Here is a 12,445-nt window from a genome sequence, read left to right on the forward strand (position 1 = left end):
CGAGGAGGGCTACCTCCAGGGGCTCCAGGCGCTGTGCCGTGCCCACGGGGTGCTCCTCGTCCTGGACGAGGTGATGACGGGCTTCCGGCTGGCTCGCGGCGGCGCGCAGGAGGTGTACGGCCTGCGTCCGGACCTGACCACCTTCGGCAAGGTGATTGGCGGCGGCATGCCGCTGGCGGCCTACGGCGGGCGGCGCGACATCATGGCGAAGATTGCCCCCGAGGGCCCGGTGTACCAGTCGGGCACGCTGTCGGGGAACCCGGTGGCGGTGGCGGCGGGCATCGCGAGCCTCCAGGCGCTGCGCGCCCCGGGCGTGTACGAGCGCCTGGATGGCATCGGCCGCGAGCTGGAGGCGGGCCTGCGCGCCGAGGCGAAGGAGGCCAACGTCCCGGTCACCATCAACCGCGTGGGCAGCATGATCACCGTCTTCTTCACCGAGGGGCCGGTGTTCGACTACGCGAGCGCGAAGAAGAGCGACACGGCGCGCTACAGCCGCTTCTTCCAGGTGATGCTGGAGGAGGGCGTGTACCTGCCGCCCAGCCAGTTCGAGTCGGCCTTCCTCTCCCTGTGCATCAACGAGCCCGAGGTGGCGCACATCCTCCGGGCGGCTCGCAAGGCGTTCCGCTCCCTTGGACAGGGTGGCTGAGCCAGCACCCGCGCATGCGGGCTCCCTTGCCTTCGGCCCCTATACCCTGGTGCGGCGCATCGGGTACGGGGGGATGGGGGAGGTGTTCCTCGCGCGCGAGGAGGGGCCGGGCCGCGCCTGCGTGGTGAAGAAGGTGCTGCCGAGCCTGGCGGGGAACACGCAGTTCCTCGCCCGCTTCCGGGACGAGGCGCGGGTGGTGCGGCGCCTGTCCCACCCCAACATCGCCCGCGTGTGGGACATGGGCGAGGTGGGCGGGGAGCTCTACCTCGCCATGGAGTACGTGGCGGGCAAGACGCTCAACCGGCTCGCCTGGCGGCTGCGGCAGCAGGGGCGGGTGATGCCCCGGGGGCTGGTGCTGCTCATCGGCGAGCGCATGTGCCAGGGGCTGGCGTACGCGCACGACGTGACGGACGAGTACGGCCTGCCGCTGCACCTCGTGCACCGGGACCTGTCGCCGGCCAACGTGTGCATCTCCTACGGCGGCGAGGTGAAGATCATCGACTTCGGCGCGGCGCAGTCCACGCTGAAGGAGGCGCAGACGGCGCCGAGCGTGGTGATGGGCAGCATCGCGTACATGGCGCCGGAGCAGGCGCGCAAGCTGCGCGTGGACCGGCGGGCGGACGTGTACGCCGCGGGCGTGTTGCTCTGGGAGCTGCTCGCCTGGCATGCGCAGGCACAGGTGCAGGCGCAGGCGCAGAAGGGCGATGTCGTCGCGCGCTGGCGCCGCGCGGCCTACCCCCAGTGGGAGCCGCCCAGCCGCCACCAGCCGGACCTGCCACCGGACGTGGACGCGGTGGTGATGAAGGCGCTGGCCACCGAGCCCGAGGCGCGCTTCCCGGATGCCCGGGCCTTCGGGGCGGCACTGCGCGCGCTGCGGGAGAAGTACGCGCCCGGCGTGGGAGACGCGGACCTGGCGCGGCTGATGGGCGAGGCCTTCGCGCGGGAGAAGGCGGTGGAGGACGGCGTGCTCGCCGAGCTGGTGCGGCGCAAGTCCAAGCTCCGCCGGCCTCTCACCGAGAAGGAGCTGCCGACCTTCGCGCCTCCCACCGCGCTGGCCTTCGAGCACCGGGCCCTCGACGCTCCGGCGGACTTCGTGCCGTCCGCGGAGGTGGTGTTGGTGGAGGACGACACGCCGACGACGCCGGGCTCCGCCGAGTCCCGGACCGAGACCCCAACCTCTCGCGAGGTGCGGGTGGCCTTCGACGTGGAGCAGCAGGGCGAGGCGTCCGGGCTGGTGCGGGCCATCGAGGAGGGCGGGGAGGAGGAAGGGCTCACCCCTGGGACGGGGGGCTCCCGGAAGGGGTGGCTCACCGCGGGGCTCTTCCTCGTCGCGCTCGCGGCCGGCTTCCTGGTGGTGTGGCTGCTGACGTGAGGTGACTTCATTCCCGCGATTCGCTCGAGTCCGGGTGGGGTTCATTCTCCGAGCAGGGGCCTCCGCCTGGGAATTTCGACCTCCGCCCGCCAGCTATCACTTACTGAACAGTGCGATACGGTTTCGGGCTGACGGTAACTTTCGACCCACATCCTGTGGGATAGGCTCATGCTACGGGGGGTCGCCAGGAGGGATACATTGACCACCCGCATCCACGAGATTCTGAAGAAGTACCCGTCCGAACTGCTCGACGAGTGGCTCACCACCATGACGGCGAGCGGCGTGCGGCGCGACGCGCTGATGAAGGAGGGGGAGCTGCGCGATCAGTGCGCCGACTTCCTCCGGCTGCTGACGCGGGCGCTGGAGCAGGGCAACGTCTCCGATACCACCGCCTCCGTGTACGCGCCCGTGCGCGAGCTGCTCGAGCGGTTGTCGCGTTCGCGGAGCCTGCAGGGCTTCTCCCCGGCGGACACGGCCACCTTCATCTTCAGCCTCAAGCAGCCCCTGTTCAATCGGCTGCGCGGTGAGTACGTGAAGGAGGCGGAGGTGGTGGCCGAGGAGATGTGGTGCGCCACCATCCTCCTGGACAAGCTGGGCCTCTACACCACGGAAATCCACCAGCGCACGCGCGAGGAGGTCATCATCCGCCAGCAGCAGGAGATGATGGAGCTGTCCACGCCCGTGGTGCAGCTGTGGGACCGCATCGTCGCCCTGCCGCTCATCGGCACGCTGGACAGCGGGCGCACCCAGACGGTGATGGAGACGCTGCTGCAGAAGATTGTCGAGACGGGCGCGGAGATCGCCATCATCGACATCACCGGCGTGCCCACCGTGGACACCCTCACCGCCCAGCACCTCATCAAGACGGTGACGGCCACCCGGCTGATGGGCGCCGAGTGCGTCATCAGCGGCATCCGGCCCCAGATTGCCCAGACCATCGTCCACCTGGGCGTGGACCTCGCCGACGTGGCGACCAAGTCCAGCCTGGCCAGTGCCTTCAGCTGGGCCCTCAAGCGGCTCAACCAGACGATTGGCACCGGCGGGCAGGGGCAGCGGGCGCTGGCGGGCAAGGTCTAGGAGCCCTCCATGGAGCGCATTCCCATCCTCCGCATGGGGCAGGTGCTGCTGGTCACCATCCAGGTGGACATGCATGACCAGCTCGCCATCACCCTGCAGGACGACCTGACGTCGAAGATCGTCGAGACGGGCGCGCGCGGCGTGCTCATCGACATCTCCTCGCTGGAGGTCGTCGACTCCTTCATCGGCCGCATCCTCGGCAACATCGCCACCATGTCGCGCGTGCTGGACGCGCGCACGGTGGTGGTGGGCATGCAGCCGGCGGTGGCCATCACCCTGGTGGAGCTGGGCCTGTCCCTGCCAGGGGTCCGCACCGCGCTCAATGTCGAAAAGGGCATGGCGCTGCTGCACGCTTCCATCGCGGCCGAGTTTGGGGACCTGGATGGAAGTCTTGAGGAGTGAGGTCATGCCCATCCGATCGGCGCAGGACCTGGTGCTCGTACGCCAGGCCGTGCGCACGTGGTCGGCTGAGCTCAAGTTCAGCCTGGTGGAGCAGACCAAGATGGTGACGGCCGCCAGCGAGCTGGCGCGCAACACCCTGGACTATGGCAAGGGCGGGCATGTCACCCTGCAGCTGGTCCAGGACGGAATCCGTCGGGGTCTGAAGCTCTCCTTCGAGGACCAGGGGCCCGGCATTCCCGACATCGACCTGGCGCTGCGCGATGGCTACACCTCGGGCGGTGGCATGGGGCTCGGGCTGGGGGGCTCTCGGCGGCTCGTGAATGACTTCGAGATCGTCTCCAAGGTTGGGGAGGGGACCCGGGTCACGGTGATACGATGGAAGTGAACTCCACGGCGATTCCAGTCACGGAGAGCAGTCAGGCCGGCCATGCGCGCCGGACCGCCTCCGCGCTGGCCGCTCGCCTGGGTTTCAACGAGGAGGCCCAGGGCAAGGTGGCCCTCGTGGTGAGCGAGGCCGCCAAGAACCTCGTGGCCCACGCGCGCGAGGGGCAGATCCTCCTGCGCGCGCTCGACGGGGGCTCCCTGGTGGGGCTGGAGATGCTCGCGGTGGACAAGGGCCCCGGCATGGCGGACGTGGACCGCTGCATGCGGGATGGCTACACCACCGCCGGCACCGGAGGCGTGGGGCTGGGGGCCATGCGGCGCCAGTCCTCCCTCTTCGACATCCACTCCCTGCCCGGGATGGGCACGGTGGTGCTCGCCCAGTTCTGGCCCGGTGCTCCGCCGCCCCCGTCCGGGCTGGAGGTGGGCGTGGTGTGCGTGCCCAAGCCCGGCGAGGAGGTCTGCGGGGACTCCTGGCGGGTGGATCGCAAGGACGGGCGCTTCTTCGTCCTCGTGGCCGACGGCCTGGGCCATGGGCCGGACGCGGCGCGGGCCTCGCGCGCGGCGGTGGTGTCCCTCGTGGAACAGGGCCCGCGCGAGGTGGTGGAGATGCTGCGCGGAATGGACCCGGAGCTGCGCAGCACCCGGGGGGCCGCGGTGTCCATCGCCCTGCTGGACGGGGCCAAGGTCCATTACTCCGGGGTGGGCAACATCTCCGGGGCGGTGGTGACGCCGGGGGGCATCCAGCGGATGGTCTCCATGAATGGGACGCTGGGGCACCAGACGCACCGCATGCAGCAGTTCGACTACGCGTGGAGCCCGGAGTCCACCCTGGTGATGTGCTCGGACGGGCTGTCCACCCAGTGGCGGGTGGACCCCTACCCGGGGCTGCTCGCCCGGCATCCCAGCGTGGTGGCCGGAGTGCTGTACCGGGACTTCGCCCGCGGACGGGATGACATGACGGTGCTGGTGGCGCGGGAGGTGCCCGCCGGAAGGAGTCCGCGGTGAGTGTCTCCCTCTTCCAGGCCGAGCTGCGCACGGGACAGGACGTGGTGAACACCCGGCAGCGGGGCCGGCATGTCGCCCAGTCCCTGGGCTTCGATGGCCAGGAGCAGGTGCGCATCGCCACCGCCATCTCCGAGGTGGCGCGGCTGGCCGCCTCCGACGCCAGCGGGCGCATCGAGTTCCTCCTGGAGGAGACGCCGGTGCCCGCGCTGCTCGTCCGGGTGTGGGCCTCGGCCTCGCCGGACAAGGGGCTCGTCCTGGGCAGCACGCCGGAGACGCTCCGCCCGGGCCCCGCGCTCGCCCCCGCCCAGCGGTTGATGGACCGGGTGGAGCTGCGCCTGGAGGGGGAGGGCCGGCTCGTGCTGGAGATGACCCAACAGCTCCCGTTCGCCACGGGCACGCCGCGCGCCCCCTCGGTGGAGGCGCTCCGGGCCGAGCTGGAGCGGCAGCGGCGGGCCAACGCCACGGATGAGCTGCAGCGGCAGAACGAGGACCTGCTGCGGACGCTGGAGGAGCTGCAGGCGCGCAAGGCCGAGGTGGAGCGGCTCAATCGCGAGCTGGAGGAGACCAACCGCGGCGTGGTGGCCCTCTACGCCGAGCTCGAGGAGAAGGCCGAGGCGCTGCGCCGTGCCTCGGACATGAAGACGCGCTTCATCTCCAACGTCAGCCACGAGCTGCGCACACCCATCAGCTCCGTGCTCAACCTCTCCTTGCTGCTGTTGGAGCGCCTCGACGGGCCCCTCAACCCCGAGCAGGAGAAGCAGGTCCTCTTCATCCGCAAGTCCGGCGAGGCCCTGCAGGAGCTCATCGACGACCTGCTGGACCTGGCGAAGATTGAGTCGGGCCGGGTGGAGGTGCTGCCCACGCGCTTCTCCGTGGCGGACCTGTTCGGCGCCCTGCGGGGCATGCTGCGCCCGCTGCGCGTCCATGAGGACGTGGCGCTCGTCTTCGAGGAGCCGCAGGAGCCGCTGGCGCTGCACACCGACGAGCGCAAGCTGTCGCAGGTGTTGCGCAACCTCATCTCCAACGCGCTCAAGTTCACCCACCACGGCGAGGTGCGGGTGTCGGCGGCGGCCGGGCCTCGTGACACGGTGGTCTTCTCCGTGCGGGACACCGGCGTGGGCATCGCCCCCGAAGACCAGGAGCGCATCTTCGAGGAGTTCGTCCAGGTGGAGGGCTCCCACCAGCAGGGCGTGAAGGGGACGGGCCTGGGGCTGCCCCTGTCGCGACGGCTGGCGGAGCTGCTCGGCGGCTCGCTCACCGTGCACAGCCAGCTCGGCCAGGGCAGTACCTTCCATGCCACGGTGGCCAGCGACTACGCCCGGCGCCAGGGCGGGCCCGGGGAAGAGAGCGTCGCCGCTCCCGCGTTGGAGCAGGATGCCTCGCATGCGCGCACGCTGCTCCTCATCGACGACGATGAGGTCTCCCGGTACCTGCTCCAGCGGTTGCTCGCCGAGGACTCGCTCCAGTTCCGCGAGGCGGCCTCGGGGTCCGAGGGGCTGCGCCTGGGGCGCGAGGAGCGTCCCTCCGCCATCGTCCTGGACATGTCGCTGCCCGACATGGATGGTGCCGATGTGCTGGAGGCCCTGCGACGCCAGCCCGCCACCCGGAGCACCCCGGTTGTCATCCACACCAGCCGCTCCCTGACCGAGCAGGAGCGCGAGCGCCTCACGCCGCACGTGGTGGGTATCCTGCCGAAGAGCGGGCTCACCCGGGAGGCGGCGCTCGAGCTCGTTCACCGAGCACTCTCCAGGCCCTAGAATTCGTCCCCTGGGGGGCAGCCACCTCCATGTGCGGAGACCGCGTGTCTCATCAAGAACCCATCCTCCTCAACATCAACGACAACGAAGCCAACCGCTATGTCGTCACGCGCATGCTGCGCGCGGCGGGCTTTCGCGTATTGGAGGGCGGCACCGGGGCCGACGCCCTGCGGATGTCCAGCGAGGCGCTGCCGGACCTCGTCATCCTCGACGTGAAGCTGCCGGACCTCAACGGCATCGAGGTGTGCCGCCGGCTGAAGGCGAACCCGCGCACCGCGGGCATCGTCGTGCTGCACCTGTCGGCCAACTACATCCGCACCGAGAACAAGGTGGAGGGGTTGGAGAGCGGCGCGGACGGCTACCTGGCGCAGCCGGTGGACGCGGCGGAGCTGCTGGCCACGGTGCGCTCGCTGCTGCGCATGCGCCGGGCGGAGGACGAGGCGCACGCGGCGGCGCTGCAGTGGAAGACGACCTTCGACTCGCTCGGGGACGGGGTGTGCCTGCTGGACCGCGAGGGGCGGGTGATGCGCGCCAACCGGGCCTTCCGGGCGATGCTGGCGCTGCCCGAGGAGCAGGTGCTGGGGCGTCCCTTCGAGGCGCTGATGCGGGCCGCGTCGGGAGGCGAGGCCGAGCTGCCCCCGAGCTGTGGCGAGGTGCTGGCCTGCCACGAGGAATCCGAGGTGTGTCTGGGCGAGCGCTGGTTCCGCGTGGCGGCCAACCCGGTGGCGGGCGCGGAGGGCGTGGTGACGGGGGCGGTGCGCATCCTCACGGACATCACCTCCCGCCGCGAGCTGGAGGACGCGCTGCGGCAGCGGGCGGCGGATCTGGCGGAGGCGGACCGGCGCAAGGACGAGTTCCTGGCGATGCTGGCGCACGAGCTGCGCAACCCCCTGGCGGCCATCGTCAACGCGCTGCACCTGGCGGAGGCCACGCGGCCGGAAGCCACCGAGTCCAAGGCCATGCGGGTGATGGTGCGGCAGAGCCAGCACATGGCGCGCATGGTGGACGACCTGCTGGACGTGTCGCGCTTCAACCGGGGCCACATCGAGCTGCGGCGGGCGCCGGTGGACCTGCGGCAGGTGGTGCAGCACAGCTTGGACGCGCGCCGGCAGGCCCTGGTGGACAAGGGGCTGCACCTGGAGGTGGCGCTGCCCGCCGCGGGCAGCCTGTGGCTGAACGGGGACGCCACGCGGCTGGAGCAGGTGGTCTCCAACCTGCTGGACAACGCGAGGAAGTACACCGAGCCCGGCGGCCACGTCTTCGTCGGGGTGTCGCTGGAGGTGGAGGGCAAGGCGCGCCGGGCGGTGCTGCGCGTGCGGGACACGGGCATTGGCATGAGCCCGGAGCTGATGAAGCGCGTGTTCGAGCTCTTCGTGCAGGGCGAGCAGCAGCTGGACAGGGCCCGGGGCGGACTGGGCATCGGGCTGACGCTGGTGCGGCGGCTGGTGGATCTGCACGGTGGCACGGTGTCGGTACACAGCGAGGGCGAGGGGCGGGGCAGTGAGGTGACGGTGCGCCTGCCGCTGGAGGCCGAGCAGCTGGTGCAGGCCCCCATGCCGGTGGTTCGGGCGCCGAGCCCCGAGGACGGCAAGGCCCGGCGGGTGCTGCTGGTGGAGGACAACGACGACACGCGCGAGGTGCTGCGCGAGCTGCTGGAGATGTGGGGGCACCGGGTGGAGGTGGCGGAGGACGGCTTCAAGGGCGTGCAGCTCTTCCCGGCCCTGCGGCCTCACGTGGCGCTGGTGGACCTGGGGCTGCCGGGGATGGACGGCTTCCAGGTGGCGCGGAAGATCCGCGAGAGCGAGGGCGGCGAGGACGTCTTCTTGGTGGCGCTCACGGGCTACAGCGGGGAGCACCGGACGCAGGCGGTGGAGGCGGGCTTCAACCTGCACATCGTCAAGCCGGTGAACCCGGACGAGCTGGAGCAGCTCCTGATGCGACTGCCCGAGCGGCGCCCGTTGGCCTCCTAGAGCGCTCTCCTCTCGCCCATCCCCCCCCGACCTGCGCTATGTGGGGGGGCATGGCGATTGAGACAGAGACGGGGGGCACACTCCCCTTCGACCGCTTCTGGGACTGGATCCTGGACCACACCAACTGCATCCTCAGCATCGGCACGGAAGAGTCCTGGCTCTACGACGCCGAGGCGCTCCACTGGGTCCTCTTCGCGGAGGACAACGGCACGCCCGTGGTGCAGCTCATCCTCGGCAAGCGGCTGGTGGGCGAGATGGTGCTCGACACCACGGACCTGCTCCATGTGCAGGTAACGCCGGATCCCGACAACGTGGAGCGCGGCTACTTCCTCTTCAAGGTGGTGGGGGGCCTCAAGTCGGCGCCCCGCGTGCGCTACACCTTCCAGCTCGCCCACGGGCTGGAGAACCTGCCCACCACCACCCATGTGGCGGGTGTGGCGGGGCTGAAGCACTGACTGCCGGCGGGAGGCCCGGCGTCAGCGGGCCTCCCCTGGGGCGCTCAGGCCTTCTTCGAGGGCTTGTTGATGTCCGCGAAGAAGTCGTTGCCCTTGTCGTCCACGACGATGAAGGCGGGGAAGTCCACCACCTCGATCTTCCAGACGGCCTCCATGCCCAGCTCGGCGTACTCGAGCACCTCGACCTGGGTGATGCAGTCCTTGGCCAGCCGCGCCGCCGGGCCGCCGATGGAGCCGAGGTAGAAGCCGCCGTGCTTCTTGCAGGCCTCGGTGACGGCCGGCGAGCGGTTGCCCTTGGCCAGCATCACGAAGCTGCCGCCCTGCGCCTGGAACTGATCCACGTAGGCGTCCATGCGGCCCGCCGTCGTCGGTCCGAACGAGCCGGAGGCGTAGCCCTCGGGCGTCTTGGCCGGGCCGGCGTAGTACACCATGTAGTCCTTGAGGTACTGCGGCATGCCCTGGCCCGCGTCCAGGCGCTCCTTGATTTTGGCGTGGGCGATGTCGCGCGCCACCACCATGGGACCCGAGAGCGACAGGCGCGTCTTGATGGGGTAGCGCGACAGCTCGGCGCGGATGTCGGCCATGGGGCGGCGCAGGTCGATCTTCACCACCTCGCCCGACAGGTCCGTGTCCTTCGTCTCCGGCAGGTACTTCGCCGGATCGGCCTCGAGCTGCTCCAGGAAGATGCCGTCCTTGGTGATTTTGCCGAGCGCCTGGCGGTCCGCCGAGCAGGACACGGCGATGGCCACCGGGCACGAGGCGCCGTGGCGGGGCAGGCGGATGACGCGCACGTCATGGCAGAAGTACTTGCCGCCGAACTGGGCGCCGATGCCGGTGCGCTGGGTGAGCTTGAGGACCTCCTGCTCCAGCGCCACGTCGCGGAAGCCGCGGCCGAGCGCGTTGCCCTCGGTGGGCAGCGTGTCCAGGTAGCGCGCCGAGGCGTACTTGGCCGTCTTCAGGGCGAACTCGGCCGAGGTGCCGCCCACCACGATGGCCAGGTGGTACGGCGGGCAGGCCGCGGTGCCCAGCGAGCGGATCTTCGCCTCCAGGAAGGACAGGAGGCTCTGCGGGTTGAGCACCGCCTTGGTCTCCTGGAAGAGGTAGCTCTTGTTGGCCGAGCCGCCGCCCTTGGCCATGAAGAGGAACTTGTAGGCGTCGCCGTCGGTCGCGTAGAGCTCGATCTGCGCCGGGAGGTTGTTGTTGGTGTTGACCTCCTTGTACATGTCGAGCGGCGCCATCTGCGAGTAGCGCAGGTTGGAGGTCTGGTACGTGTCGAAGACGCCGCGCGAGATGGCCGCCTCGTCGTTGCCGGCCGTCAGCACGTACTGGCCCTTCTTGCCCATGACGATGGCGGTGCCGGTGTCCTGGCAGGAGGGGAGCACGCCCCCGGCGGCGATGTTGGCGTTCTTGAGCAGCTCGAGCGCCACGAAGCGGTCGTTGGCCGAGGCCTCCGGGTCCTTGAGGATGTGGGCGAGCTGGCCCAGGTGGCCGGGACGCAGGAGATGGGAGATGTCCCGCATGGCCTCGCGGGTGAGGAGCGTGAGGCCCTCGGGGGCGACCTGGACGAAGCTCTTCCCGCCGGCCTCGAAGGTCGTCACGTAGTCCTTCGTGAGCAGCCGGTAGGGCGTCTCGTCCTTGCCGAGCGGCAGCATCTCCTGGAACTGGAAGTCGTTCATCGTGGCCTCTCCAAAGGGTGGCTGGACCTGGACCGGGGAGCTTCGTCCCGATTGCCCCCGATTGTCAGCCGCGAGCCGCCGGTCCGGGGAGCCCCCCGGGAACACGCCAACAACCTGCCCTCATGCGAGCGACGAGCGATTGTAGAGGGGGCCGGCCGGGTGCCCGGGGAGAGGCCCACCCCGGGTGTCTGGACAGGGCTCCGGGCGGTGCCATCTTCCGGGGGCCATGACTTCCCCCGTCGTTCCCTGTGCGGCCATCTACCTCGACGCCGATGACACCCTGGTCCCGAGCACCGCCGACGAGCGCATCTCCTCGGATCGAATGGTGACGCGGGTGCGAGAGCTCGCGCGGAAGGGGGCGGGGATGTACCTGTGGAGCCGCCATGGCGCCGAGCACGCCCGCCGGGTGGCGGCGGAGCTGGGGCTCGAGGGGTGCTTCCGGGGCTTCCTCCCCAAGCCCGAGGTCCTCATCGACGCCCAGGCGCTGGAGGACTGGAGCATCTCGGAGATCCATCCGGTCGCCAGCATCGCGGTGCGGCTGGAGGACATCCTGCGCATCGAGCGGGGATGAGGGCAGGCGGCCGGGCGTGGGAGTGGCGCCCCTGCTTGCTCGCGGCCGGCCATCCCGGGACGTCCTTGTCCCGCCGCGCCCCAGGGGCCAACGTGTAGGGGATGGGGTCCGCCGGCAACATCACCTTCGATGACTCGCTCTGGCCGCTGCTCGTCGTGAAGTTCGAGGGGACGCCGACGAACGAGCAGGTCGAGGAGTATCTCGTCAGGCGGCAGTCCTACCTGGATAGAAAGCAGCAGCACGTCCTCATCTACGACACGCAGAGCTTCCGCGTGCTCACGAACGAGCAGCGCCAGCGGCAGATCGAGTGGCTGAAGGAGCGCGCGGCGGTGATGAAGAAGTACTCGCTGGGCAGTGCCCTCATCATCGTCTCCCCCATCACGCGGCTGACGTTGAGCATCGTCCTGCAATTCTCCCAATCGCCCACGCCGTACCATGCGGCGCGCTCGCTGCCCGAGGCGGCGCGCTGGGCGGCGTCACGGCTCCAGGAGGTGGGGCTCTTCCAGGAGGCCGCCCGCGTCCGGTCTCACTTCGGGCTGGCTCCAGGCCGGAACATCGCGTGAGCCGCTCCCGGGGCGGGGCGTGCTCAGTGCACGGTGCGGTGCTCGCCCAGGCGGCGGAGGAACTCCTGCTCGTCCACCGTCTCGATGCCGAGCGCCTGCGCCTTGTCGTACTTCGTCGCGCCTGGGTTCGCCCCCACGACCACGAATGAGGTGCTGCGCGACACGCTGGAGGTGACGCGGGCCCCGGCGGCCTCGGCCGCGTGCGTGGCCTCCTCGCGACTGAGGGTCTCCAGCTCGCCGGTGATGACCACCGTCTTTCCGGCCAGGGGGCCCGCGGCGGGCCGCGCCGGTGCCTCCTCGCGCAGCCGCACGCCCCCCCGGCGCAGCTTCTCGACGAGCCGCTCGTTCTCCGGCTGGTGGAGCCAGTCATGGAGGCTCTGGGCGATGCGGGGGCCGATACCCTGCACCGCCAGGAGCTCGTCGAGCGAGGCCTCGCGCAGCGCCTTCATGGAGGGGAAGGTCTGGGCCAGCAGTCGGGCGGCGAAGGGCCCCACGTGGCGGATGTTGAGGCCGACGAGCAGCCGCCAGAGGGGCCGGTGCCGCGCGTCCTCGAGGGCGGACAGCAGG

The 12,445-nt window shown here is 70.5% G+C and carries 13 protein-coding genes; 11 read left to right on the forward strand and 2 right to left on the reverse strand.

What is annotated here, in order from left to right; genetic code table 11:
- From VF697_RS28375 to VF697_RS28415, 9 genes are all read left to right on the forward strand, one after another.
- The coding region (locus tag VF697_RS28375) for an aminotransferase class III-fold pyridoxal phosphate-dependent enzyme (RefSeq protein ID WP_331099862.1) at window positions 1-646 on the forward strand (646 nt) is incomplete at its 5' end.
- Entirely contained in the window at window positions 639-2,018 is a 1,380-nt protein-coding gene (locus tag VF697_RS28380; protein ID WP_331099874.1) for a serine/threonine-protein kinase, read from the forward strand. The genes VF697_RS28375 and VF697_RS28380, both read left to right, overlap by 8 nt.
- 198 nt (window positions 2,019-2,216) lie before the next feature.
- On the forward strand, window positions 2,217-3,095 hold the full coding sequence (locus VF697_RS28385; RefSeq protein WP_331099863.1) for an STAS domain-containing protein: 879 nt from the start codon (window positions 2,217-2,219) through the stop codon (window positions 3,093-3,095).
- 9 nt (window positions 3,096-3,104) lie between these two features.
- Window positions 3,105-3,497 (forward strand): STAS domain-containing protein, encoded by a 393-nt coding sequence (locus tag VF697_RS28390; protein ID WP_331099864.1) that lies wholly within the window; start codon window positions 3,105-3,107, stop codon window positions 3,495-3,497.
- Between the two features lie 4 nt (window positions 3,498-3,501).
- A complete protein-coding gene (locus VF697_RS28395) occupies window positions 3,502-3,882 on the forward strand; it encodes an anti-sigma regulatory factor (protein ID WP_331099865.1) in 381 nt (126 codons plus the stop codon).
- Window positions 3,873-4,886, forward strand: coding sequence for an ATP-binding SpoIIE family protein phosphatase (locus VF697_RS28400; protein WP_331099866.1), 1,014 nt, complete (start codon window positions 3,873-3,875; stop codon window positions 4,884-4,886). The genes VF697_RS28395 and VF697_RS28400 overlap by 10 nt, the downstream gene beginning before the upstream one ends.
- Complete coding sequence (locus VF697_RS28405; RefSeq protein ID WP_331099867.1) at window positions 4,883-6,643, forward strand: ATP-binding protein; 1,761 nt, start codon at window positions 4,883-4,885, stop codon at window positions 6,641-6,643. The genes VF697_RS28400 and VF697_RS28405 overlap by 4 nt, the downstream gene beginning before the upstream one ends.
- Before the next feature lie 44 nt (window positions 6,644-6,687).
- Complete coding sequence (locus VF697_RS28410) at window positions 6,688-8,613, forward strand: hybrid sensor histidine kinase/response regulator (RefSeq protein WP_331099868.1); 1,926 nt, start codon at window positions 6,688-6,690, stop codon at window positions 8,611-8,613.
- Between the two features lie 50 nt (window positions 8,614-8,663).
- Window positions 8,664-9,068 (forward strand): hypothetical protein, encoded by a 405-nt coding sequence (locus VF697_RS28415; RefSeq protein WP_331099869.1) that lies wholly within the window; start codon window positions 8,664-8,666, stop codon window positions 9,066-9,068.
- A gap of 44 nt (window positions 9,069-9,112) precedes the next feature.
- Here VF697_RS28415 and VF697_RS28420 read toward each other — a convergent pair whose 3' ends face one another.
- Window positions 9,113-10,744: a fumarate hydratase gene (locus VF697_RS28420; RefSeq protein WP_331099870.1), complete on the reverse strand. Its 1,632-nt coding sequence runs from the start codon at window positions 10,742-10,744 to the stop codon at window positions 9,113-9,115.
- A 226-nt stretch (window positions 10,745-10,970) separates the two neighbouring features.
- Here VF697_RS28420 and VF697_RS28425 point away from each other — a divergent pair, with 226 nt between their 5' ends.
- Window positions 10,971-11,315 (forward strand): hypothetical protein, encoded by a 345-nt coding sequence (locus VF697_RS28425; RefSeq protein WP_331099871.1) that lies wholly within the window; start codon window positions 10,971-10,973, stop codon window positions 11,313-11,315.
- Between the two features lie 101 nt (window positions 11,316-11,416).
- Window positions 11,417-11,878, forward strand: a complete 462-nt coding sequence (locus tag VF697_RS28430) for a hypothetical protein (protein WP_331099872.1) — start codon at window positions 11,417-11,419, stop codon at window positions 11,876-11,878.
- A 23-nt stretch (window positions 11,879-11,901) separates the two neighbouring features.
- On the opposite strand, the gene VF697_RS28435 is transcribed toward VF697_RS28430, so the two are convergent.
- Window positions 11,902-12,445 (reverse strand): helix-hairpin-helix domain-containing protein (locus tag VF697_RS28435; protein ID WP_331099873.1); only part of this gene is annotated, 544 nt, incomplete at its 5' end.

The organism is Archangium sp., assembly GCF_036388035.1.
GTDB lineage: Bacteria > Myxococcota > Myxococcia > Myxococcales > Myxococcaceae > Archangium.